The 23294-nt window shown below is 59.4% G+C and carries 21 protein-coding genes and 1 riboswitch; of the genes, 7 read left to right on the forward strand and 14 right to left on the reverse strand.

Features of this window, described 5'->3' with window-relative positions:
• Window positions 1-487: 487 nt before the first annotated feature.
• From AC2A6O_RS14080 to thiM, 3 genes are read right to left on the reverse strand one after another with little or no spacing between them, the layout of a single operon-like run.
• Window positions 488-1594, reverse strand: a complete 1107-nt coding sequence (locus AC2A6O_RS14080) for a TRAP transporter substrate-binding protein (protein ID WP_498927925.1) — start codon at window positions 1592-1594, stop codon at window positions 488-490.
• A 1-nt stretch (window position 1595) separates the two neighbouring features.
• A complete protein-coding gene (gene thiD, locus AC2A6O_RS14085) occupies window positions 1596-2402 on the reverse strand; it encodes a bifunctional hydroxymethylpyrimidine kinase/phosphomethylpyrimidine kinase (RefSeq protein WP_498927927.1) in 807 nt (268 codons plus the stop codon).
• A gap of 37 nt (window positions 2403-2439) precedes the next feature.
• Window positions 2440-3213, reverse strand: a complete 774-nt coding sequence (thiM, locus tag AC2A6O_RS14090; protein WP_498927929.1) for a hydroxyethylthiazole kinase — start codon at window positions 3211-3213, stop codon at window positions 2440-2442.
• Between the two features lie 68 nt (window positions 3214-3281).
• A riboswitch (TPP riboswitch) is annotated at window positions 3282-3392 on the reverse strand.
• Window positions 3393-3599: 207 nt separating this feature from the next.
• On the opposite strand from thiM, the gene AC2A6O_RS14095 reads away from it, so the two are divergent.
• The gene (locus AC2A6O_RS14095; protein WP_148587290.1) at window positions 3600-3836 is read left to right on the forward strand and encodes an Lrp/AsnC ligand binding domain-containing protein; all 237 of its coding nucleotides are present in this window, start codon (window positions 3600-3602) and stop codon (window positions 3834-3836) included.
• Window positions 3837-3857: 21 nt separating this feature from the next.
• On the forward strand, window positions 3858-4265 hold the full coding sequence (locus AC2A6O_RS14100; protein WP_148586167.1) for a hypothetical protein: 408 nt from the start codon (window positions 3858-3860) through the stop codon (window positions 4263-4265).
• Between the two features lie 234 nt (window positions 4266-4499).
• Here AC2A6O_RS14100 and AC2A6O_RS14105 read toward each other — a convergent pair whose 3' ends face one another.
• The 7 genes from AC2A6O_RS14105 to AC2A6O_RS14135 form a co-directional block, all read right to left on the reverse strand.
• Window positions 4500-5501: a DMT family transporter gene (locus AC2A6O_RS14105; protein ID WP_498927931.1), complete on the reverse strand. Its 1002-nt coding sequence runs from the start codon at window positions 5499-5501 to the stop codon at window positions 4500-4502.
• Between the two features lie 283 nt (window positions 5502-5784).
• Entirely contained in the window at window positions 5785-7047 is a 1263-nt protein-coding gene (gene sbmA / locus AC2A6O_RS14110; protein ID WP_148586166.1) for a peptide antibiotic transporter SbmA, read from the reverse strand.
• A gap of 195 nt (window positions 7048-7242) precedes the next feature.
• Window positions 7243-9540 carry a xanthine dehydrogenase family protein molybdopterin-binding subunit gene (locus AC2A6O_RS14115; protein WP_498927934.1) on the reverse strand — a complete coding sequence of 766 codons (2298 nt, stop codon included), beginning with the start codon at window positions 9538-9540 and terminating at the stop codon, window positions 7243-7245.
• Between the two features lie 405 nt (window positions 9541-9945).
• Entirely contained in the window at window positions 9946-11007 is a 1062-nt protein-coding gene (locus AC2A6O_RS14120; protein ID WP_148586164.1) for a succinylglutamate desuccinylase/aspartoacylase family protein, read from the reverse strand.
• The gene (gene rimK / locus AC2A6O_RS14125) at window positions 11004-11909 is read right to left on the reverse strand and encodes a 30S ribosomal protein S6--L-glutamate ligase (RefSeq protein WP_148586163.1); all 906 of its coding nucleotides are present in this window, start codon (window positions 11907-11909) and stop codon (window positions 11004-11006) included. The genes AC2A6O_RS14120 and rimK overlap by 4 nt, the downstream gene beginning before the upstream one ends.
• 94 nt (window positions 11910-12003) lie before the next feature.
• The gene (locus AC2A6O_RS14130; RefSeq protein ID WP_208984212.1) at window positions 12004-12477 is read right to left on the reverse strand and encodes an ATP-dependent zinc protease family protein; all 474 of its coding nucleotides are present in this window, start codon (window positions 12475-12477) and stop codon (window positions 12004-12006) included.
• A 227-nt stretch (window positions 12478-12704) separates the two neighbouring features.
• A complete protein-coding gene (locus tag AC2A6O_RS14135; protein ID WP_498927936.1) occupies window positions 12705-13292 on the reverse strand; it encodes a VOC family protein in 588 nt (195 codons plus the stop codon).
• Window positions 13293-13485: 193 nt separating this feature from the next.
• Between AC2A6O_RS14135 and AC2A6O_RS14140 the strand changes: the two genes are divergently transcribed.
• Window positions 13486-14460 (forward strand): DMT family transporter, encoded by a 975-nt coding sequence (locus tag AC2A6O_RS14140; RefSeq protein WP_209001261.1) that lies wholly within the window; start codon window positions 13486-13488, stop codon window positions 14458-14460.
• A gap of 43 nt (window positions 14461-14503) precedes the next feature.
• Here AC2A6O_RS14140 and AC2A6O_RS14145 read toward each other — a convergent pair whose 3' ends face one another.
• Entirely contained in the window at window positions 14504-15142 is a 639-nt protein-coding gene (locus AC2A6O_RS14145) for a hypothetical protein (protein WP_498927939.1), read from the reverse strand.
• Between the two features lie 137 nt (window positions 15143-15279).
• Between AC2A6O_RS14145 and AC2A6O_RS14150 the strand changes: the two genes are divergently transcribed.
• Window positions 15280-15945, forward strand: a complete 666-nt coding sequence (locus AC2A6O_RS14150; protein ID WP_498927941.1) for a helix-turn-helix transcriptional regulator — start codon at window positions 15280-15282, stop codon at window positions 15943-15945.
• Window positions 15946-15963: 18 nt separating this feature from the next.
• Here AC2A6O_RS14150 and AC2A6O_RS14155 read toward each other — a convergent pair whose 3' ends face one another.
• Together AC2A6O_RS14155 and AC2A6O_RS14160 are read right to left on the reverse strand one after the other, a co-directional pair.
• Window positions 15964-17634, reverse strand: a complete 1671-nt coding sequence (locus tag AC2A6O_RS14155) for a long-chain-fatty-acid--CoA ligase (RefSeq protein WP_498927943.1) — start codon at window positions 17632-17634, stop codon at window positions 15964-15966.
• 304 nt (window positions 17635-17938) lie between these two features.
• Window positions 17939-19096: an AAA family ATPase gene (locus AC2A6O_RS14160; RefSeq protein WP_148586158.1), complete on the reverse strand. Its 1158-nt coding sequence runs from the start codon at window positions 19094-19096 to the stop codon at window positions 17939-17941.
• Between AC2A6O_RS14160 and AC2A6O_RS14165 the strand changes: the two genes are divergently transcribed.
• Together AC2A6O_RS14165 and AC2A6O_RS14170 are read left to right on the forward strand one after the other, a co-directional pair.
• The gene (locus AC2A6O_RS14165) at window positions 19086-19250 is read left to right on the forward strand and encodes a hypothetical protein (protein ID WP_498927945.1); all 165 of its coding nucleotides are present in this window, start codon (window positions 19086-19088) and stop codon (window positions 19248-19250) included. The two genes, AC2A6O_RS14160 and AC2A6O_RS14165, sit on opposite strands and share 11 nt — an antisense overlap.
• Window positions 19251-19327: 77 nt before the next feature.
• The gene (locus tag AC2A6O_RS14170; RefSeq protein WP_498927947.1) at window positions 19328-19861 is read left to right on the forward strand and encodes a hypothetical protein; all 534 of its coding nucleotides are present in this window, start codon (window positions 19328-19330) and stop codon (window positions 19859-19861) included.
• 9 nt (window positions 19862-19870) lie between these two features.
• On the opposite strand, the gene ade is transcribed toward AC2A6O_RS14170, so the two are convergent.
• Window positions 19871-21592: an adenine deaminase gene (gene ade, locus AC2A6O_RS14175; protein WP_498927949.1), complete on the reverse strand. Its 1722-nt coding sequence runs from the start codon at window positions 21590-21592 to the stop codon at window positions 19871-19873.
• Window positions 21593-21958: 366 nt separating this feature from the next.
• On the opposite strand from ade, the gene AC2A6O_RS14180 reads away from it, so the two are divergent.
• A complete protein-coding gene (locus AC2A6O_RS14180; RefSeq protein ID WP_498927951.1) occupies window positions 21959-23281 on the forward strand; it encodes an ROK family transcriptional regulator in 1323 nt (440 codons plus the stop codon).
• Window positions 23282-23294: the final 13 nt, after the last annotated feature.

Genomic DNA, 23294 nt, shown 5'->3' on the forward strand with positions numbered 1-23294 from the left:
TGCAATGCGAAATAAGCAGAATTTTTCACAGAGAATGCTGCCTCGATGGTCAAAACACTTCAAAAAGGACAAGTTAAGAGTCTGTTCGTTATCCAAACGACACACACCCAAACATTTGCCCAAAAAATAGGCAGCTCAGATATCAGTTTCCCATAACGTAATTTAACGCTGCATGGTTGCGGCTTTGCCACAGATCTCGCAACGGAACGCGAAGGATTTGTAGGACAAACCCTTTGGTGCTCCTTGGTAAAATCACCAATCAGCTTCCTTAGCGGAAACAGGACCATGCAGACTCAGTTCCGCAATTTTTTGCTCCGAAAACACTTTTAGTCAGGAAATTTTCCAGCGTGCAGCCCCTTCGTTTCGCCCGGAAGTGTTCGCTTTGCGGTCCGCTGGTTTCAAACTGCCAATCGGTCGAGTGTACCAGCCCGCAAGGAGATCGGCTGCGGACAGGACCGGTGTTCAGCCCGCAGCACTGGCAAGAAAGTTAGCCGTCCCGGGCTTCCATGAACCGGCGCATGGCGACATCGCTCCAGGGAGCCAGACGGGACCGGGCAGCGATGTGGCTATCGTAGATCCTCTGACTGAGCGCATCCTTGCTTGCAAATTCGGCCAGCACCTCGGCAGAGGTCGCCCGCAGCGCCTCCAGCACATCATCCGGATAGGGGCGAACAACGACGCCGTCTTCCTCCTGCAACAGCTGCAGCGCGCCCGCATTTTCCCAATCGCTTTCGGCAAGCGACCGGCCGTTTTCGGCTTTGCAGGCTTCCAGAATGATCGCGCGAAGGTCTTCCGGCAGACCTTCCAGCGCCACTGTGTTGAAGATCGCTTCACCGGTTCCGTTGGGCTCATGAAACCCGGGCGTATAGTAGGACTTGGCAGCTTTCTGGAAGCCCATTGCACGGTCCGACCATGGCCCCAGGAATTCCGTGGCATCCAGCACCCCGCTGTCCAGCGCCTGGAACAGCTCGCCGGGTGGCAGACTGATAGGCGTTGCCCCAAGCCTGCGCATCACTTCGCCGCCAAGACCCGGCATGCGGATCTTCAGCCCCTTGAGATCGTCCAGCGTGTTGATCTCGCGCTTGAACCAGCCCCCCATCTGAACGCCGGTATTTCCGGCCATGACGGGCCGTAGCCCGAAGGGAGCATAAAGCTCGTCCCAGAGCGCCTGACCGCCCCCCTGTTCGATCCAGGTAATGTGTTCATGCGGCAGCAGGCCGAACGGGATGGCCGTGAAATAGACCGAGGCCGGGATCTTGCCCTGCCAGAAAAACGAGGCCGTATGCGCCATCTGCGCCGTACCCGCGGAAACTGCCTCGAACACGCCCAGCGCCGGCACCAGTTCACCGGCTGCGTAAAGCCGGATGCGCAGCCGTCCTCCGGACATAAGTTCGATCCTGTCCGCAATGCGCTGCGCCGTCATCCCGGGACCCGGCAGGTTTTTCGGCCAGGATGTCACCATCTTCCATTCCAGCGTCGCCTGTTCCTGCGCCAGCGCAGGGGCAGCCAATGCGCTGGCTCCGACGGCGGCGGATGCCCCCAGAAGCCCTCTGCGACTGATCCGTCCGGTTTCGGTCTTTGGCTGACTGGTCATCTCACTTGCTCCAGAACGCGTGGAAATGATGAACGGGGCCATGACCACTGCCGATGTGCAATTCATCGGCGGCGGCGATTGCGGCCTGAATATAGGATTTGGCGGACCGTACGGCCGCTTCCATGTCCTGCCCCTTGGCAAGTCCCGCGGCTATGGCCGACGACAGCGTACAGCCGGTTCCGTGGGTGTTGTCGGTCTTGACCCTGTCGGACCGGAGCCAGATCGCATTGCCTTCACGGTCCAGCAGCAGGTCCGCACTTTGCGCGCCGGCCCCGTGCCCGCCCTTGAGCAGAACCGAGTTGGCTCCGAGGCCGAGAAGACGCTCTGCCTGTGTGTGCATCTGCGTTTCGTCTGCCGCCACATCGGCCTGCAACATGCGGGCAGCTTCATGCAGGTTCGGTGTCACGATGTCGGCCAGCGGCAGCAACAGGGTGATCAACGTGTCCACGGCACTGTCCGCCAACAGGGGATCCCCGGATGCGGCAACCATCACAGGATCAAGCACCACTGTGCCCGTCTCGAGCGTCTGCAGCCCTTCCGCCACGGCCTCGATCGTATCGACCTTCGACAGCATGCCGATCTTGGTTGCCTTGACGGTCAGGTCGGTGAAGACTGCGGTCATCTGGGCGCGGACGAAATCCGGCGGCACATCGTGAATGGCGCTGACACCCAGCGTGTTCTGCGCTGTTAGTGCCGCAATGACGCTCGCGCCATAGACACCATTGGCGGAGAAGGTCTTGAGATCCGCCTGAATACCGGCTCCGCCGCCGGAATCCGATCCTGCAATGGTCACCGCGATTGCGGTCATGAAAGCCTCCAGAATGTAAAATGACGGCAAGCGCGCATCAGCCGGTCTTGAGACGGGTTTCAATGTCGCGGTCGGTCAGTGAATAGAGCGCGTCGAGCAATTCCGGCACGAGACTGCCCGGCCCGGCCGACTGGCCCGCGGCAATTTCGCCGGCAATGTTAAAGACGGACAGTCCGCAAGCGGCGGCCAACGCCCGGTCGTTTTCGACACTCAGGAACGCTGCCAGAACCGCACCACCAGCACAGCCGGTGGCCGTCACGCGCGACATCAGCGGATCACCGTTGCGCAGCAGGAAGTCTTCACCCCGGCTTTCGATCCTGTCCTCCGGGCCGGTCACGGCAAAAACCGTTCCCGCCTCTATCAGGTTATCGACATCCGCCCGATCCGGCAAAAGCGCGGCAAGTTCATCCGAATTCAGCCGCACCAGATCCGGTTTCGGCTCCAGAAGCTCACGCGCAAAGGCACAGCGAACGGGGGACCGGTTGACGAAAACCGGATCGACACAGACCGGCCGGCCGGCCTTCCTGGCAGCTTCGATGGCAAGCGGGATGGCCGCGCGGCGTTCCTCGTCGAGCGTGCCGAGGTTCACCAGCAGCGCGTCGGCGCCGCCAGCAAAGGCGGCAACTTCCTCCCGCGCGATCGTCATGGAAGGGATGGCGCCAAGTGCCAGCAGCACATTGGCAGTGAAATTCTGCGCGACAGCGTTGGTTATAGCGTGAACACGCGGCGTTTTCTGCCGCACTCGCTCCAGCATGGTGAAGACAAGTTCAGCGCTCAACGCCTGCGTGGAAGCGGCGACGGACAGGCTCATAACGGCTCTCCTGTGACGGAAAACCCATTGCCGGTATTCCGGAAAAGACGTGTTGCGGGAAGTGGTGTTTGCATCATGATCTCAAATCCCTCCGCCGGTATCAGCCGGATCAGGTTCAAGGAGTTGGCAAGCCGCCTCTCAGCCCGAACCTGAATGGCCGGGCACCCCCATGAGATGTTTGCACTGCTAACAAGCTGGCAGCGCGATTGCAAGACCCGGCATGTGCAGAGCCGCCACTCCGCAATTGACTGGCGCAAGGAGATGGGCGATGTCCTAGTCTACTTTTTGTGAATCTGTCGCCCGGCCCTTTTTCGAAACCGAACGGCCCGGTGAACGGTTCAGGTGACACGCTCACCCACTTCAAACCCCAACTGCCGGAGCGCCCCATGGTACCGTTTTTCGTGATGATCAAATGCCAGTTGGGCAAGACCTATCAGGTTGCCAACGCAATTGCGGACGCTGAAATTGCGTCCGAAGTCTATTCGACCTCCGGCGACTACGATCTCCTGGTGAAATTCTATGTCGAGGACGGTTCGGACATCGGTCATTTCGTGAACGAGAAGGTCCATCCGATCGACGGCATTCAGGACACCAAAACCATCATAACCTTCAAAGCTTTCTAAGGTCAGACCCGGACAATTTCCATGCAGCTTCTTAAATCCGCAGCCCTTTGCCTGAGCCTTGCTCTTGCCCCCCTCAGCACCACCGCATCCGCGCAAGGCATGCCGCCGGAGCAGATCAAGCAGATCCTGGACATGACCAAGGCCAACTGGGTGTCATTCCGCGACTGGCAGGGCCAGGAGCTGATCTATTTCACCCACCTGGAATCCTGGAAGTGCGGTATCGACTATGTCTTCTACGGACTGAACGACGGCCCGATTGACCAGGAATGGCAACTGGAAGCCTGTGATCCGGACAACCCCAACGTCGTGCTCAAGGAAAAACCGTACCTGGAACTTCCCGCCGGGTCGGCCCAGTCGATCAGCGTGCAGCTGATCTACAAGGACGGCACCAAGAGCGCGACCGAGCGGTTCGAGTACAAGCCGCAATAAGGCTGAATTAAGAAACCACCCGTATTCGCCGTCATTCCGGACAAGCGCAGTAAAGCTGCGCGCAGATCCGGAATCCAGCGCATCAGCGTGAGCGGAGCGAACTCTTTTCTATTCGTGTAATGCCGCGCCAAAGGCGCGAAATAAGTCTGGATTCCGGATCAGCGCTCGGCTTCGCCTCACTTGTCCGGAATGACTCAGGAAAGGCAGTGTGACCTGCCCTCTTGTCTCTCCCGCCTACGAACGCGACGGCGACGACGCCCGGCGGGCCTTGGTCCGGTCCAGGCCGAGCTTGTGTTCACGGTAGATGACGAAGATACCGGCGGCAATCACGATTGCCGCCCCCAGCACCACCGTCGGCAGCGGCGTTTCATTGAAGATCACCCAGCCGACAATGATCGCCCACAGCATGTTGACATAGTCGAACGGTGCAACGGTGGAGGCATCGGCAAAGCGGTAGCTCTGCGTGAGCAGGATCTGGCCGACACCGCCGGCAAGACCGATCAGCAACAGCAGCCCGGCCGTGGGCAGATCCGGCACGATCCAGGCCTGCCCCGGCAGCAGAAGACCAAGCGGCAGGGTGAGCAGAGACAGAAGCGAAGACATGCCTGCGAACCAGGTGACGATGGTTGACGTGCGCTCCGTCTCGCACAACTTGCGCACGGTGATCATGGCAAGCGCCGCAAAGCCTGCCCCCATCACGCCAATCAAGGCACCTATCATCGAATTGTTGTCTATTTCCGCGTCGCCCAGATGCGGCGACAACACCACCAGAATGCCGACAAAGCCGACACCGACCGCGCTCCAGCGATAGACCCGCACCTTTTCGCCAAGCAGCAGAAACGCCAGCACCACGACGAAAAGCGGCGAGGCAAAGCCGATGGCTGTCGCATCCGGCAGAGGCAGCAGGGACAGCGCGGTGAACCCGCAGACCATCGCCGTCAGCCCGACGGACGCCCGGGTGAGATGCCCCAGCGGGTTGCCTGTCTTGAAGGCAAGCCCCAGCTCCCGGCGCATCGCCACCATGATCAGCACCGGAAACAGGCCGAAGAAATTGCGTGCGAACACGAGCTCACCGATCGGCACCGTCTCGGCAGCGACCTTCAGCGCCGTTGCCATGACGAAGAACACCATGGTGGAGGCGACTTTAAGCGATATTCCGATAAGAGGTGCCTGCCGGGTCATCCCGGTGGGCGCCGGAGGTCCGGAGAAACGGGACTTCTGGCTCAAGAACGCCATAACAACTTCCAGGCCCGGCTTTTAAAAGAAAAATCCCACGGCGTACCGGTCCGAAAACCGTGGGAAGAACCAGTTCGACTGGCCCTTCAAGTGCAGCAGATCAAGAATTGTCCCGCGAATGGGATGCGATGAGGCGGCAGTGAGGTGAAGGGCCTTCAGTATTTGACCAAACGAGGCTTGCGGCAAGCCCAGTTGCAGAAAAATTGCCGCACACTCAAAAGAGCGGCGGCAATCCCTGATGTGTGAACGTTCCCGCTACAGAGGCCCGCTACACAGGTAAGCCTCAGAGCTTCGATTCTTTCTCCGCAACGATCTTTGCAAGCTCTTCCGGCGACATTCTCTCGTGTTCGGCAATCGAGACCTCAAAGCCCTTCAGACGTTTGTAGATGGACAGGAGTTCGATGATCGTCGTCCAGGAATTGACCAGGTACTGGAACGAATTCGACACCTGGCCGAAGGCGGTCAGGATCTGCTGCAGGATACCGTAGGTAATTGCGCCGGAGACAATGGTAGGAACGAGAATGAAATAGGTGAACAGGTTATCCGCCTGAAGGTAGATGCCTCGGGCCAGGTTGAAGTAAAGATAGTGGCGGTAAAGCCGGAAATAGTTCTTGCGAACGTTGGCGAACAGTTCCGTCAGCGTTATCGGCTGCGCCCTGTGCTCGTAGTCCTCTCCGTAGACCAGTTCCTTACGATAGGCCGCCTCAACACGCTGGTTGTGAAACTCCAGCCCTGGCAGCTTGATGCCGACAATCGCCAGCAGACCTGTGCCGAACAGCGACCACAAGATGACCGCCGTGAACAACGGGGCTGGAATGGCACCGACGATCGGCAGTTCGGAAACGTAGCTCGACAGGGACAGCAAGACGGGCAAAAAGGCGATCAATGTCATGACCGAGTCGATCATCGCGACCCCAAGCCCTTCCATGATCGCTGCAAACCGCATCGTATCTTCCTGAATACGCTGCGAGGCACCTTCGATATGGCGAACCTTCGACCACTTCTCGACATAGTAATCGTTCATCGCGGTGCGCCATCGGAAGACGTAATGGCTCACGAAAAACCGGGTAAAGACGTACAGGACGACCTGAAACGCCACGATCTGCACGAACACGATCATGAGCGAATAGAAGTCCCCCACCGTGACACCGTTGTTGCCCGGCAGCGCGTTCTGCAGCGTATCGCCAAAAGGTCTGCGCCAGTTGTTGATGGCGACCGAAACCTGAACGGAATAATAGGTCGAGAAAATGATCGCGGACGAGCCCCAGACAGACCAGATCTGCCAGCGGTGATTTCTGGCAAACATCCACCAGAAGCCGCCGAAAAGGACCGTACAGATGAAATAGTAGCAGTAGAACCAGATGAATTCTGGTGAAACGAAAAACCCTGCCCCCACGATCTCTTTGGGATTGGTCTCGGAAACACCGAAGCCGAGCGGGCCGCTCAACTCATCTGCGAAACCGTACCAGAATGCGACGGCAACGATGGTCCAGAGTACAGCCGAGGTGAAAAACAGCTTCGGCCTTGGAAAGAAGGATTGAAACACAGGCGACAGTCCTGTTCCTAGGGATCTACGATTCTCGCGCACCGATGAACAGCAAGATTGCGGCAAGAACCAGATTATTCATACGGTTATTTAAAAGAAACCACAGACACAATCGTGAGACCCCGGCTTTACCGGCGTCAACTTTCAGCCTGAAAGAAGAAAGGCGCCTCGAACGGGCGCCTTTTTCAGTCTTCCTTACTTTGCTGCCTGAATGGCTTCCCACACTCGCAGCGGCGTTGCAGGCATGTCGATGATCTCGCTGACCCCTGCCCCGTCCTTCAGGGCCTTCTGAACGGCATTCATGATCGATGCACAGCCGCCGATGGTTCCAGCCTCGCCCGCTCCCTTGATGCCCATGGCATTGGTGGTCGAGGGAACGTTTCGGGTTTCGAAGTGAATGTCCGGCAGGTCCGCAGCGCGGATCATGCGGTAATCGAGCAGCGACGCCGTCAGAAGCTGGCCGTCCTCGTCGTAGATCGTCTGTTCGCACAAGGCCTGGCTGAGGGCGGAGGCCGCCCCGCCGTGAACCTGACCGGCCAGAAGAAGCGGGTTCACCGTGACCCCGAAGTCATCGACGATCACATAGTTGACGATGGCAACGTCTCCGGTGTCCGGATCGATTTCCACTTCGCACACATGCGTGCCGTTCGGATAAGTCGCCTCGGCCTGTTTGACCTCTTCGCGGGCCGTCAGGGTGTCGCCTGCGCCTGCCGCAACCTCCGCCAGCGTCACCTGCTGGTCGGTTCCGACCACACGCACCATGCCGCCGTCGAGTTCAAGATCCTCGATCCCGGCTTCCAGCTGGTCGGCGGCCAGTTCCTTCACCTTCTTCACCAGCGCGATGCCCGCATCGCGGACGGACGGCAGGCCAATTGGGATGGAGCGGGAACCGCCCGTGCCGCCGCCCTTGCGCACCCGGTCGGTGTCGCCCTGGATGACGGTGATATCCTCGATGGAGACGCCAAACTGTTCCGCGATCACCTGGCTGTAGGCCGTCGCATGGCCCTGGCCGTTGGTCTGCGTGCCGATCAGCAGTGTCAGCGTGCCCTCGTCGTTGAGCTCCAGCGTGGCTTCCTCGCTGCCGGGGAAGGCGCAGGCCTCGATATAGGAACAGATGCCGATCCCGCGGTACTTGCCGTTCCCGGCGCTCTCGTCCTGACGGGCCTTGAAGCCCTCCCAATCGGCGACTTCCAGTGCCTTTTGCAGATGGCCGGAAAACTCGCCGGTATCATACATGCGGCCGGTCTGGGTGGTGTAAGGCAGTTGCTCTGGCTTGATGAAGTTGCGCTTGCGGATTTCAACGGAGCCCAAGCCGGTTTCCTCACCGGCCTTTTCGATCAGCCGCTCGATCAGATAGGCGGCTTCCGGACGGCCAGCGCCACGGAAGGCATCGGTCGGCACGGTGTGCATGTAGACGCCTTCGACCTTCGCAAAGACGGCCGGGATGTCGTAGAGGCCGGACGTCATGGACGTGCCGACAAAAGGAATGAACGGGCCGAACTGATGCAGGTAGGCGCCCATGGCGGCTTTGACGTGCACCTTGAGACCCAGGATCCGGCCGTCAGCATCCAGCGCCAGCTCTGCATGGGAAACGTTGTCGCGGCCATGCGCATCGGTGACGAAGTGGTCCATGCGCTCACCCGTCCAGCGCACCGGCTGGCCGAGTTCGCGGGCCGCGATCATGCTCAGCGGATATTCGCGGTAGCAGAACATCTTGGTGCCGAAGCCGCCGCCCACTTCCGGGGTGATGACCTGCAGTTTTTCGGTCTCAAGATCCAGAATGCCGCAGATAATGTCGCGCAGTCCATGACCGCCCTGGGTACCGACGGTCAGCTTGAAACGCTCGCTTGACGGGTCGAATTCGGCAACGCAGCCGCGCAGCTCCATGTAGTTCGCGACGATGCGGTTGTTGACCACATCAATGGAAACGACCTTGTCTGCCTTTTCAAACGCGGCGTCGGTCTTGGACTGATCGCCCTGGCCATAGGTAAAGGCGACATTGGTGCCGAATTCCGGCCAGACCTTCACCGCATCGGGTGCCAGGGCCTCTTCGATCCCGACCACCACATCCAGCGGGTCATAATCAATTTCCAGCATCTCGGCCGCATTCTTGGCCGCGTTGACGTCATCCGCCACGATGAAGGCAATGGCATCGCCCACGTAACGTACTTCGTCGGAGCACAAAACCGGCTGATCGGGAGCTTTGAAACTGGAGCCATCGATCTGTTTCGGACGTGCCTGGCAAGGCATTGTCCGGCCTTCGAGTTCGGCTCCGGTAAGCACCAGACGGACCCCGTCCATCTCACGAATCTCGTCCACATTCCCCAGGCTGATGCGCGCATGCGCCATGGCGGAGCGAACGACGACACCATGCAGGCACCCCTCCGGCATGTAATCGCCTGTATAGACGCCCTTGCCTGTAATGAGCGGCGCATCTTCCTTGCGGCGCAATGGGGCACCGACACCGAATTTCGGAGTGACCATCTGGTTCATGAATCTGGACCTGCTTTTTTTGGGAAGACTTTCCCTTGGGAAACATCCACGCGCCGGGAGCGCCGGTTTTGATCAACATAATGCCCGAAAGCCGACGTGGCCAGAGCTTTGGGCAACTCTACTTCATACAATTGTTTTTCCACGCGGGCATTGGGTACTGAAGGGGTTCGCCTTTCCTGGATATTGGCGGCAAATCCGGTGCCTGCGTCCCATCCGTCTAGACGGGCCCCAGGCCCTCCTCAGGATGAGGTGGTGATTGGGGGAGCCGTGGCAAGGGCGAATGAGACACATTTCACAAGCGTTTTTGGCAAGCACTTGTTGGAACTGCAATGCAGCGGACGGCACTTTCCTACGGAGCCTCCTCCCCACACCCTCATCCTGAGAAAGGCTGAAAGCCGACGGCCTCTAGATAATCTCATCCTCGTCAAACAGCGGATCGGCCTCGAGTTGGGAAGCCAGGCTGTCGAGGGTGGTCTCCGCATCATAGCGTTCGTTGAACTCGGCAATGTGAAACAGCCCGTCCCCTTCGTTGACCACCGGCAGATTGGTTCTGCCGACGATGAGCCCGGCCTGCTCGGCGAGAACGTTCCGTTCCTTTTCCCCGAAAGGATCCGACGTGATGCCCAGCAGCATACCCTGTTCGACGACATCACCGACCGATTTGAACGGCCGCAGCAAACCGCCAGCGGGCGCACGAACCCAGTAGCTCGACTTGCTGAGGATCGAATGTGCCTTCGGCCGTGTGATGCCCTTGGCACCCAGCATCTTCAGTTCGCGCATCACCCGCAGCACGCCGGAGACACCGGCCCGGATCGCCATTTCGTCGAACCGCAGCCCCTCGCCTGCCTCGAACACCAGCACGTCGGTTCCCTTCAACTGCGCCGCCTGGCGCAGTGAACCCTCGCGCACTTTCGAGGTAAGGATCACCGGCGCGCCGAACGCTTTGGCAAGCGCCAGCGTATCGGCCCGGGACGGAGAAACGCGGATCTGCGGCAGGTTGGTCCGGTGAATGGCGGCCGAATGCAGGTCGATGCCATAGTCCGACCGGTTGACGATCTCGCTCATGAACAGTTGCGCCAGCCGCCCGGCCAGCGAGCCCCGCGGGCTGCCGGGAAACGAGCGGTTGAGGTCACGCCGGTCAGGCAGGTAGCGCGAATGATTGAGAAAGCCGAACGCGTTGACGATCGGGATGACCATCAGCGTGCCCTTGAACTTTCCCAGCTCCTCGATTTCAAGCTGCGGCGCCTTCAGGACCCGGCGCGCGATCTCCACACCGATAACTTCATCGCCGTGAACCGCCGCACTGACGAACATCACGGGCCCCGGCCTGCTTCCATGCAGAACATGCACGGACATCGTCACCGGCGTATGGTCCGACAGCACGCTGACCGGAAGGTCGACCGTACGCCGGGTTCCCGGCGCGATCTTGTGTTCGCCGATCTCGAAGACTTTCACTTTCGTGCTCAACCGCGTCCCTTGGTCTTGGTTTTGCCAACCTGGGCATTCTTGGAAATAAAGTCGATGATCTTGCCGGCGACATCAATACCGGTCGCCTTTTCAACGCCTTCCAGCCCGGGCGAGGAATTGACTTCCATCACCACCGGTCCGTGATTGGACCGCAGCATGTCGACACCGCAGACATTCAGCCCCATGGTCTTCGCCGCGCGAATGGCGGTCGAGCGTTCCTCGGGTGAGATCTTGATGGAGGCCGCACTGCCACCACGGTGCAGGTTGGAGCGGAATTCGCCTTCGGCGCCCGTCCGTTTCATGGCCGCAATCACCTTGCCGCCAACCACCAGCGCGCGAATGTCGGTGCCGCCCGCTTCCTTGATGAATTCCTGCACCAGAATGTTCACATTGGCACCGCGAAACGCCTCGATGACCGACTTGGCAGAGCGCTCGGTATCGGCAAGAACCACACCGATGCCCTGAGTGCCTTCCAGCAGCTTGATCACCACGGGAGCACCCCCTGCAGTTGCCAGCACTTCCTCGGTCATCTTTGGATCGTGGGCAAAGGTCGTTACCGGCAGGCCGATGCCGTCGCGGGCGAGCAACTGCATCGACCGCAGCTTGTCACGCGACCGGCCGATGGCAACGGATTCATTCAGCGGATAAACGCCCATCATCTCGAACTGCCGCAGCACCGCCAGACCGTAGAAGGTAACAGACGCGCCAATTCTCGGGATAACCGCATCGAAGCCGGTCAGCTTTTCGCCGTTGTAGTAGATCTCCGGCCGACGCGAGGCGATGTTCATGTAGCAGCGCAGCGTGTTGATGATTTCCAGCTCGTGACCGCGCTCTTCGGCAGCGTCCTTCAGACGCTTGTGCGAATAGAGCTCGGGATTCCGTGCCATCATAGCAATCTTCATTGGTTCAAGTCCCTCGGTCTCAGCCTTGTTCCGAACGGTGTTGCGACACCGAATGTTCAGTGATTGATTGGTCTTTGCCGCGTAAACGCGCGGCTTAGTGTTTTGTTGCCAAAGCGGGCTTTCCCGCCAGGAAAGACCGGCCCGCATGCACAAGCACATTGTGCCGCCGGATTGCCGTCCGGCCGAGGATCATATCGAACCCCATGTTCGATCTGTCCGCCAGTGACACGTCCACATGCCAGTGATGTTTTCCAAGATGAAGTAACGTCCGGATGACAATCCGCCGCTCCGGAACACCACTCGTATTCTTGATGTTGCGTTCGTCCAGGACCGGAACTTCAGCCCGGAAATCACTGTGATGACGCGAAGCCGGCACACGGAAGCGTACCCAGGTCCGGCCATCGCGCTCGAACACTTCCTGCTCTTCGGCATGGAGCGCAGATGTGCGCGCGCCAGTATCGATCTTGGCCCGCATATCGAAAACGCCCAGTTCGGGAAGGCTCACGATTTCACGCCAGCCGATGATATCGGCAGCGGCAAGGGGACGCCCCTTCTTAGCCATTGTCATTCAAAAAACCCTGGGGCCCCTTGCCGGGGCCAATCCCAAACGACCTTGTTAACCGAGCATTGCATGGCCCGCCGGAGAGCGCAACTCAGGTTGCGGTCAGGCTTGGGCACCAGCGTCTGGTCCCACATTCTGGACGCAGTCCATCATCATGATTCACATCGGCGTGCAAGCGAATTTGCAAGCGCTCGAAAAGAACGACAGGCAGTGGCGACGTCGGGCCATCGCCCTCAACGCTTGTAGGGGTTCTTCGGGCTCCGGTCGTCCGACAGACTGCGTCTCATGTCGCGGGTCAGTTGCTCGATGGCATCGGCAAGGTGGACTTCCTGGATGTTGTAGTCACCGCGTGCGACGCGGATCTTGTGGGCTTCCAGCATCACCTCGCCCATGGCCACACCTTCCGGCGGCACGAAGCGGTAGCTGGCAAGTTCGATCAATAGCCCGAGCGGATCCCGAAAATAGATGGAATCCATGAAGCCGCGATCCTTCGGACCGCTGTGCGAAATGCCGCGCTTGTCGAGACGTTCCGCGATCTGGTGGAACGTCGCCTGCGACACCGCAAGCGCCAGATGATGGACGCAGCCCATGGTCTGCGGCGCCGGATCCGGGTCCGGTTTGCGGTCTTCGCTGGTGAAGATCGTGATGAGGCGGCCATCGCCCGGATCGAAATAAAGGTGGCTCTGGTCGGCGGCGTCCAGATTGGGCTGTTCGAAAACGAAAGGCATTCCCAGGAGCCCTTCCCAGAAATCGATGGACGTCTGCCTGTCGGCGCCCACAAGAGTGATGTGATGCACACCCTGCGTCTGGATTTTTTCCATGAATTTCCTCCCGGTTCGGCGCAGTTTTAAGGACATCTGCTTGCAAAGGCAAACAGCCGCCCTCTTTCCTTCTGCGCGAAAAACGCTAAGCTTGTTTCAACCGCAACAAACAGCCTTATCCAAGTCTTGCCCGTGCTTCGGCCCCGTCATGCCGCCGCATCCGCATGCCTTCCGGCAAGGATTCACGATGGACATGCCCACACAACAGCCGGAGCCTCCCGAGGCGACCGGTAACCGTCTCCGTCGCAAGGTGACGAGCCTGACGGAAAACCTGCCGTCAAACACCGTCGGGGCTCTCTGGATCCTTCTGGCTGCGTTTCTGTTCTCGATCATGGTCACCCTCATCAAGCTGCTGGGCAAGGACCTGTCGGTGTTCCAGATCCTGGTGATCCGCCAGGCGGTCATGCTTGCGATCGTTGCTCCGAAGATCCTCAGCGGCCTGCCAACCTCTTTGGTGACCAAGCGCCCGGGGCTGCAAATCACCCGTATCGTCTTCGCCACAACAGCCATGCTCTGCGGCTTCACGGCGGTCATTGAACTGCCCCTGGCCGATGCCACGGCCATCAGCTTCTCCAAGACATTCTTCCTGACGATCTTCGCCATCTGGTTTCTGGGAGAAACCGTTGGGCCTCACCGCTGGGGCGCGACCATCGTCGGCTTTCTGGGGGTTGTCCTGATGCTGCGCCCGCATGGCGACGGGTTGGTCGACCACTATGCGCTGCTCGCCATCGCAGGTGCGGCCTGTGCCGGCATGGTCATGATCGTTGTCCGGCTGCTGACACGCACAGATCCCCCGGTCACCATCCTGACCTACCAGGCCTTCGGGGTCGGGATGATCATGGTCATTCCTGCCGTGATGACGTGGCAACCTCCGACGCTGGAACAATGGGGGATTCTGATCTGCATCGGCATCATCTCCTGGGCCGCCCAGATGGCCAATATCCGGGCATTCAGGGCCGGAGAAGCCACGGCCATCGCTTCACTCGATTACACCCGGCTTCTCTACGCCACCATTTTCGGCGCTCTCGTGTTCCACCAGTGGCCCCGTGTGGAAACGCTGGCCGGAGCCGCCGTCATCATCGCTGCCTCGATCTATACGGTCCGCCGCGAGGCCAAACGCGGCCAGAAACTGGCCAGAGCCTCGGACGGACGCGGCTACAACAACTAGGGTACGGCCCCTTGGCCTCCGGATGATGGGGTTGCCTGCGAGATCAGGCAAGGACGTGCCAGAAATCCAGATCGACGCTGGCAGGATCAAACAGATTCAACAGCGGCGCACACGCCGCGTGCGACACATAGCCGGCGCAGATCTCGCGGGCAGCGCCTTCCGTTTCCACAAAGCAGATCTCCGAATATGTATCCTCGCCTGCCCGCGCCATCAGATGCGCCCGGGTTTCGGGAAAGGCTGCAAGATATTCCTGCTCGATCCGTCTGGAAGCAGCCGTCAGCACCTCTTCTGAAAAACCACCATCCTCCTTGGGACGAAACGTACCGAATTCTATGGCGGAAAATCCGTCCGGCACCACCTCGAGGTCAATCATCAGGCGGTTGAGACACAGGCGGATGCTGTCGGTGTCGAGCAGTTCCATGAAGGCTCTGGAGCTTGGCGCCTGCAGATGCGCTTCGGACATAGCGGCAAAGGAGGCCTCATCCCTCGCCAGAATTGCATCGGCATATCCGCCTGCCGCATTGCCCAGGAAGCAGTGGAAGGCGATGCCCGGCTGATCGTTGAGGAACTCCTTCTGCCACCGGCGGGCGGCGGCAATCAGGTCGGGCGCGCCCACGCCTGGTTTTGCTTCGTAGCGGGCAAACCCCATCACCTTCATCGGTCCCAGATCTTTGCGCAACATGAGATGTCCTTTCCCGTTTCTGTTGCACGCTCTATAGAAGGGGTCAGAGACAGTTTCTGTCAGGGGGATGCGCTTATGATCGTCCAATAGCGCTTGTGCTGAGCGCCCTGCAGAAACCGGCCGGAGAGCGACTTCCCATGCGAACCATCAGGCTGTTTTCCATTCTGGATGCCCTGCGCAGCCGCAGGAGCGCAGTTCCGGCTGCCATCCTGGCCGAGTTGCTGGGCGTGACGGAACGGACGATTTATCGAGACATGGCAACGTTGAAGGCGATGGGCGCCCCCATTCGCGGCGAAGGTGGGGTCGGTTACCTTCTTGAACGCGGCTATTTTCTACCGCCCATGCAGTTCGACCCGGACGAGCTGGATGTCATTCTGCTTGGCATCCGCATGGTGAAGGCCCGCGGTGACGCCTCCATGAGCGAAACGGCCGAGCGGGTGCTCGGCAAGCTCGGCGCGGTTCTCTCCGAGGGCGAGCGTTCCCTGAATCGTCCCCTTCTTGCCGTCGGCAAGGCGTCCTCCGCACATGGCCAGGACGCCCTGTCACCGCTTCGCGATGCCATTCGCAAACGGCGCAAGGTGCAGCTCAGCTATAGCGACTTGCAGGATCGTGTCAGTGACCGCCTCACCCGCCCGCTGGGGTTGACCGCCTTCGAAAGTGTCTGGGTGCTGACGGCCTGGTGCGAAATGCGGGATGGTTTCCGCAATTTCCGCCTTGACCGCATCAAGACCTTCGAGGTCACCGAAACCCGCTTCCCCATGGAACCCGGCAAGGAATTTCAGGACTATCTGAAGACACTTTAGATGTTCAGTACCAGACGTTCAGGCGCTCTTGGCGTCCGCCTTGGCCCGCTTCTGAGCTTCCTCCTCGACCAGTTCCTTCTTCGACAATTTGCCGACCATGGTCTTGGGCAACTCGTCGCGGAACTCGTAGGCGCGTGGCAGTTCGATCGCCGACAAATGCCCTTTCAGAAAGGTCTTCATGTCGTCCGCTGTCAGCGAGTGACCTTCCTTCAGCTTGATGAAGGCTTTCGGGCTCTGGCCACGGTAGGCATCCGGCACGGCAATGACGATGGTCTCGTCGACAGCCTCGTGCTGATAGATCGCTTCCTCGATGACACGCGGATAGACATTGTAACCGGAACACAGGATCAGGTCCTTGATCCGGTCAACCAGATAGATGAAGCCGCCTTCGTCCAGATAGCCGACGTCGCCGGTGTGAAGATAGCCGTCCGGGGTGATGGTCTCGGCGGTCGCGTCTTCCCGCTTCCAGTAGCCTTTCATCACCTGCGGACCATGCAGCAGCAACTCGCCTTTTTCCCCCGCCGGAACTTCGGTCTCTCGGTCTTCGATACTGACGAACCGGGCGCTGGTTCCCGGCACCAGCCGGCCGATGGAGCCCGCCCGGCGGCTTTCGTCCAGAGGGTTGACCGCGGCAACCGGTGACGTTTCCGTCAGCCCATAGCCTTCCACCAGAATACAGCCGGTGATTTTTTCAAAGCTTTCCTTCACCTCGACCGGCAAAGGCGCCCCGCCAGACAGGCAGATCTTGATGCTGGTCAGATCATAATTCGCGGTCATGGGGGAGTTGTTGATGGCCGTGTAGATCGTCGGCACACCCGGAAACAGGGTCACCTTCTTGCGCTTGACCGCTTCCAGAAGGGACTTCAGGTCAAAGCGCGGCTGCAGGACCATCTCGGCGCCCAGGATGATCGACAGATTTTGCGCCACCGTCATCGCGAACACGTGGAAGAACGGCAGCACGCACAACATCTTTTCCTGGCCCGGCCGTGCCTTTTCGAAAACGCAGCGCATCTGCTCGATGTTGGCGGACAGGTTTTTATGCGTCAGCATGGCGCCCTTGGGAACGCCGGTGGTACCGCCCGTATACTGCAGCACTGCAATATCGTTGGCCGGATCTATCGTGACCGGCTTCGGCCAGTCTCCCTTGGTCTGCAAGTCCTCGAAACGGACATGCGCATCGTCATGGGGGATGTCGGCCAGTTCCTTGCGCTTGAACAAGCTGAACAGCACTTTCTTGATCGTCGGTAGGCACCAGGCCATCGGGCAGACAATGATCTTGTCGAGCGCGCGCTCCTTGCGCACTTCCTCGACCTTGTCGTAGATCACCTTCAGATCCATGGTCACCATGATGCGCGCATCCGCATCACGTGCCTGGAAGGACAGTTCGCGCTCCACATAGAGCGGATTGAAGTTCACGACCGTGCCGCCGATCTTCAGAACCGCGAAGTAAAAGAGGGTGTAATAGGGCGTGTTTGGCAGGCAGAGGCCCACATGAACACCCGGGCCAACGCCCATTGCCTGCAGCCCGGCCGCCGTCCTGTCGACGAGTGCGCCGATTTCGGCATAGGTCCACATCTTGCCCATGAAATCACAGGCCGGACGGGCGCCATATTGGGCAACGGTCGTCTCGAGATACTCGTGTACGGGACGGGGCTTGAACGCCGCGCTCCACTCCTCCGCAGTCGTCATTACGTTCTCCAACGCGTCTTATCGCTTCATCGCGCAGACGGGCCCTCATCCTGCAATTTCGCGATCCGGACTGAATCCTTAGCACGAAATGGTCCTCCTCCAGGCCCGGCCACCAATGAGGCGTTACCTCTTTGGGTCTCTCCTGACATGACGCAACCTTCCGTTTACGTCAACTCGCGACGTAACGACACCTCGTCATTTTTTTGCGCGCGATGAACCATCCGGTTAAGATAAGACTGCAGAGCCAATTGGCAATAGAGACGTCAAATCAAAAACTTATCGATGGCTGTGCAATACCGACGGTTTATCTCTTTGGCCAGTTCCAGCGTTGTGCGTCAGCGTCATCCACAACCGTCTCGCCAAGTTCCTTGCGTAGATCATAGCGCATGCAGCCTCTTTCCGAGGACAGAACAGACACAAGTTCTTCCGCATGGGAAACGACGATCACCTGCGTCTTTTCCGCGGCCCGCGCGATCAGACGGGCAAGAGGCTCCAGCAAGGCCGGGTGGAGGCTCGTCTCCGGCTCGTTCAGCACCACAAGAGGCGCCGGGCGCGGCGACAGGAGCGCCGCCGTCAACAACAGATACCGAAGAGTGCCATCTGACAGTTCGCTTGCCCGCAGCTCCCGCAACAGGCCTTTCTGCTGCATCAGCAATTCAAAATAGCCGTCATTGACCGAAATCCGGACGGATGCCCCGGGAAAGGCATCGTCGATCGCCTCTTCCAGGGCCCGCTCGTCACCAATTTCCAGGATCGTCTGAATGGCAGCGGCCAGATCTCCACCGTCTCCGCTGAGCACCGGTGTCCTCGTTCCGATCTTGGGAAAGCGCGCAGGGGCCTCCCTGTCGGTGCGCAGGTGGTCATAGAAACGCCAGGCACGCATGCGCTCGCGCATGACAAGCAGTTCCAGCCCGTCCTTCGGATCGGCGGCATGGGTCATCATGCTGTCGAAGCGGGCCAAGTTCTGGAAAACCGGAACACGCTGCCCCTGACTGTTGAGAACCCGAACCGTCGGACCGTTTCTGGCCGCGATCTCGTTCGAGCGGGACAGGGCTTCGCCCGCCCACAACACCTCAGCCTTGATCTCCGGATCCATGGAAAACAGCGAGTGCCCGGCATCCGCCGGCAGACCGAGATCAATGGCATAGCCATAGTCCTCATCGGCAAAGCCGAGCTTCAGGCTGACCACGCCCTTGCGAAGGGTCCCCTGTACGGGCACCTCGCCCTGTTTCATGGCCCGGGAGAAAGCTTCCGGGCCGGCCCAGAGCGTCGAATTAAGGCCACCTTCTGCCGCCAGCGAGGCTATCGCCTGGCCTTGCGAGACTTCCGCCAGCAGACGGATCGACCGGTAAAGGCTCGATTTGCCGCTGCCGTTTGCACCCGTCACCAGCGTGATTCGGTCAAGCGGCAAGACGATGTCGCGCAGCGAGCGGTATCCGGAAACGGCAAGAGTGAGGATCATCGTCCAAAGACCTGTTTCTGCGTTCCTGATCCACCAGTTCGAACTTGTTGACTTCGAAAACGCCGAAATCGGTGATCTTCAGGTTCGTATTGACCGTCAGTGGCAGGAAGGGGACGTGCGCATTCCGAAAGCTGGAGCGAGCCAGGCCCATTGATTTTTGGCTTGAGGAATTGCGTCATGCTACTTCTAGATGCATATCCTAGTGCAATGCTCGAATGAAAGGTGTTGCCTTTGTATAACCCGAAAGAAGCGGTCGAAGACAGCCACGCGCTTAACCTGGCCATCCTGTTTTTTGCGGCCTGCGCTGTCGCGATCACAATTTATTTCCACCACGACAGCGGATTGAAGTACTGGCTTTTAAAAGGCTTTGGCGAAACCACCCCCGGCAAGGTTGTCGTCATTATCGACGACAGGGACGATGGTTCTACGCATCTTCGTTACAATAGCCGGAACACATTAAAGAACATCACAGCCTGGCAAGATGAAAGAATCGTCGTTGAAATCAAGCCTGCGGACGCACCGGTTGAAACTCTCAATTTCAGGATAAAGCCTCAGGAGCTCATCCGAGAGACAGACGGGGCTCTGAACGTCACTTATTTGCCGCTCAATCCGAAGATTGCCTATCCCACCCGCAGTTTGGACAGGTTCTCTCTCGACAGCAAGATCTTGCTCTGGTCGCTTGTTGCCGGCGGTATTATCTTGTTCTTCGCGTTGCGATCCGTGCGAAAATGGGCACGTTTTCGTGCACGATTGCACCAGTACTGAAGGCGCGCATCAACTCCCCTGATCGATCAGTTCGAACTTGTTGACATCGAAGACGCCAAAATCGGTGATCTTCAGATGCGGAATGACCGGCAACGGCAGGAAGGCGACCTGAAGGAACGGTTCAGCCAGCGTACAGCCGAGATCCTTGGCGGCGGCGCGCAGGCGCTCCAGCTCCTCCTTCACCGTTTCGAATGGTTCAAGGCTCATCAGTCCAGCCAGCGGCAGAGCGAGTTCGGCCTTCACCCCGCCCTTGTCGGCAACGGCAAATCCGCCCTTCATGGCGATCACCCGGTTGACCGCGTGCGCCATGGCTTCCTCGTCCGCGCCAACCACGCAGATGTTGTGGCTGTCATGGCCGACCGACGAGGCAATTGCGCCCTGTTTCATGCCGAAACCATTGACGAACCCGAGGCCGATATTGCCCGTGCCCTTGTGCCGCTCGACGACGGCGACCTTCAGCACATCCTGATCAAGATCGGCCAGCGTCTTGCCACCGGTCACAGGCAGGGTGCGCTTCAGGTGTTCGGTGATGATCCTGCCTGGCACCACGCCGATGACGTCGGCTTCGCTGTTGCGTGCCGGGACGTCAAACTTTGATGCGGTGACCTCATCGACATGCACGCTGTCGAGGCCAACCGGCGGGACGATGGTTCTTTTTGCAAAGGCTTCGTCCGTCGCCTGAACGCCGCCGCAGATCACCTGCGCCACGCGGCAATCGGCGAAGTCGCTCAACAGAGCGATGTCTGCGCGCTTGCCCGGCGCGATCACGCCCTTGTCCTTCAGGCCGAAGGCATTGGCCGCCGACCAGCTAGCCGCACGGTAGGCATCAAGAGGCCGGATGCCCTTCGCGATCAGGCGGCGGATCATGCTGTCCAGATGCCCTTCTTCGGCGATATCGAGCGGATTGCGGTCGTCCGTGCACAGCGCGACAAAGGCCGAAACATCCGGTGTCAGGATCGGGGACAGCGCTTCCAGATCCTTGGAGACGGACCCTTCGCGCATCAGGATCGTCATGCCCTTGGCGAGCTTTTCCAGCGCCTCCTCGGCAGAGGTCGCCTCATGGTCGGTTCGGATGCCAGCCGCCAGATAACCATTGAGGCCGATGCCCTGAAGCAGAGGCGCATGGCCATCGATATGGCCGTCCTGAAAGGCGGCAAGCTTTGCCAGCACCTTGGGATCGCGCGCAAGCACACCTGGAAAATTCATGAATTCCGCAAGGCCAATTACACTTGGATGATCGCGGAACGGCAGCAGGTCCCCGATTTCCAGGCAGGCACCGGCTGTCTCAAAGGCCGTTGCCGGAACGCAGGATGACAGGTTGACCCGGAGATCCATCACCGTTTCCAGCGAACTGTCCAGGAAATAGCGGATCCCTTCAGCACCCAGCACATTCGCGATTTCATGCGGATCACAAATGGCGGTGGTGACACCGTGCGGCAGCACGCAGCGGTCAAACTCGAACGGTGTGACCAGAGACGATTCCACATGAAGATGGGTGTCGATGAAGCCGGGAACGGCGGTCAGTCCGCTGCCGTCGATGGTTTCCGCGGCTTCATACTGCCCATGTGTGCCGACAATCCTGTCACCGACGATCGCAATATCCGTTTCGACCGTAGATCCGTCGACAACGCTGAACAGGCTGACATTTTTTATAACCAGATCGGCGGGGCGCTCTCCCGCTCCAGCGGCAATTGCCCGTTCCAGAAAGGCTTCGTCATGTGTGGCCGGCATGTTTTGTCTCCGATTCTCGTCCCTTCACGACAATACGGATGTTGAAAGCTCCGGCAACGATTTCGCGAAGCTGTGGTAGGATGACCCCGCACGAAAGAACGGGAAAGCCAATGGCGATCCGTCGCCCACGCACAACATGGCAACAAAAACTGCCGTTACGGGACTTTCCGCAAATTCGGCGCCGGGGCAGGCCAGAATTTTTCGTGTTACTGCGCAGTAACTTACCGCGCCACAATACGGAAAATGTGCACTGCAAAACCAAATAGCGATTGACAGCAACGTCAATTGAACAAATAATTTCACCACACTTATTTATTACGATGCCGCCCATCAAGAGCAGGCAGTTCCTGGGGAGGAGCAAGACTGGTGGATGAGACGCACAAAAGCGGTCGTGGTTCGAATTCCGCGCAATTGCGCCGGTATAACGAGCGCATCGTACTTCAGATCCTTCGGCGTGCCGGCGAAGCATCCAAGGCGGAACTCGCCCGGGCGGTGCAACTGACCAATGCAGCCATTGGTGCCATCATCCAGAATCTCATCGAGGAAGGGCTGATCGTGGAAGCGGGCAAGCGCCACGATGGCAGTCGCGGACAACCGGCGACGATCCTCCGGCTCGCCCCGCGCGGGGCCTATTCCTTCGGAGTGCGTCTGGACCGTACCAACATGGAAACGGTGCTGATGGATTTTTCCGGCCAGCTGATCGGACGCCGGCTGCACGACATGATCCTGCCGGCTCCGGAGCAGGCCCTGGAAATCCTCAAGGAAGATCTGGACATCCTGCGCCAGAACCTGAGCAAGGAAGACCAGTCCCGCATCACCGGCATCGGCCTGGCGCAACCCTTCAACCTGGGCGCCTGGCTGCACGAACTCGGTCTGCCTGAGGCCGACTTCGTGAAGTGGGAAGATTTCGATCTTGCCGAGGCGCTTGAACAGGTCAGCGACCTGCCAGTGTTCAGCGAGAACGACGGCACGGCGGCAGCAGTGGCCGAGCTCTTCTACGGGCTCGGCAGGCAAAACGACAATTTCGTTTATCTGTTCCTCGGACCGGCCATCGGCGGCGGCCTGATCCTGAAAGGGGATGTCGTCCGGGGCGTTTCCGGCAATGCCGGCGACGTCGCGATGATCCCTGTTCCGCCCAGCACGCTGTCCACCGCTCCAAAGGCACGCAACACCTGGGATCTGCTCTTGACGCGCGCCTCACTGGTGGCTCTCGCCCGGCACATGTCGCCAACGGATTTCTCGAAACTCAATCGCTCCGACATTCAGCACGCAGTGGAAACCGGCGACCCGAAATACACCGAATGGCTGAAAGACTGTGCCGAAGCGGTCGCCCTCGCCCTGCGTTCGGCCTACGCCCTTCTGGATGTTCCACTGATCGTTATCGACAGTGACCTCGGCGGCCCCTTCCCGGAAAACTTCCGTACCGCGCTGAGCGAGGCCGTCGAAAAGGCCGCGCCGGAAAAGCGACTGTCACCCGACATCGAAATCGGCAGCTTTGGCCACGACGCCGGCGCTATTGGCGCAGCCAGCCTGCCGCAATTCTTCAATTTCTCGCCCAGGGCAGCGATCCTGACCGGCGGGAAAGACACCGGCCCCGCCGGGGCAGGCAGCTCGGAAGATCGAGCCAGCTTTCCGGCACGGGCAGCACGGTTGGGGTCACATCTGGCCACACCCAACCGTTCAACTTGAATAGGCCAGGGAG

This window comes from Labrenzia sp. ATLA3 (assembly GCF_057180185.1).

Coding starts and splice junctions, on each gene's coding strand:
- AC2A6O_RS14145 (WP_498927939.1), bottom strand. CDS start 15,142: ATGTTGCGCAAAGATCTGGGACCGATGAAGGTGATGGGGTTTGCCCGC.
- AC2A6O_RS14140 (WP_209001261.1), top strand. CDS start 13,486: ATGCCCACACAACAGCCGGAGCCTCCCGAGGCGACCGGTAACCGTCTC.
- AC2A6O_RS14105 (WP_498927931.1), bottom strand. CDS start 5,501: ATGGCGTTCTTGAGCCAGAAGTCCCGTTTCTCCGGACCTCCGGCGCCC.
- thiD (WP_498927927.1), bottom strand. CDS start 2,402: ATGACCGCAATCGCGGTGACCATTGCAGGATCGGATTCCGGCGGCGGA.
- rimK (WP_148586163.1), bottom strand. CDS start 11,909: ATGAAGATTGCTATGATGGCACGGAATCCCGAGCTCTATTCGCACAAG.
- AC2A6O_RS14130 (WP_208984212.1), bottom strand. CDS start 12,477: ATGACAATGGCTAAGAAGGGGCGTCCCCTTGCCGCTGCCGATATCATC.
- AC2A6O_RS14100 (WP_148586167.1), top strand. CDS start 3,858: ATGCAGCTTCTTAAATCCGCAGCCCTTTGCCTGAGCCTTGCTCTTGCC.
- thiM (WP_498927929.1), bottom strand. CDS start 3,213: ATGAGCCTGTCCGTCGCCGCTTCCACGCAGGCGTTGAGCGCTGAACTT.
- AC2A6O_RS14080 (WP_498927925.1), bottom strand. CDS start 1,594: ATGACCAGTCAGCCAAAGACCGAAACCGGACGGATCAGTCGCAGAGGG.
- ade (WP_498927949.1), bottom strand. CDS start 21,592: ATGCCGGCCACACATGACGAAGCCTTTCTGGAACGGGCAATTGCCGCT.
- AC2A6O_RS14160 (WP_148586158.1), bottom strand. CDS start 19,096: ATGATCCTCACTCTTGCCGTTTCCGGATACCGCTCGCTGCGCGACATC.
- AC2A6O_RS14155 (WP_498927943.1), bottom strand. CDS start 17,634: ATGACGACTGCGGAGGAGTGGAGCGCGGCGTTCAAGCCCCGTCCCGTA.
- AC2A6O_RS14115 (WP_498927934.1), bottom strand. CDS start 9,540: ATGAACCAGATGGTCACTCCGAAATTCGGTGTCGGTGCCCCATTGCGC.
- AC2A6O_RS14150 (WP_498927941.1), top strand. CDS start 15,280: ATGCGAACCATCAGGCTGTTTTCCATTCTGGATGCCCTGCGCAGCCGC.
- AC2A6O_RS14135 (WP_498927936.1), bottom strand. CDS start 13,292: ATGGAAAAAATCCAGACGCAGGGTGTGCATCACATCACTCTTGTGGGC.
- AC2A6O_RS14095 (WP_148587290.1), top strand. CDS start 3,600: ATGGTACCGTTTTTCGTGATGATCAAATGCCAGTTGGGCAAGACCTAT.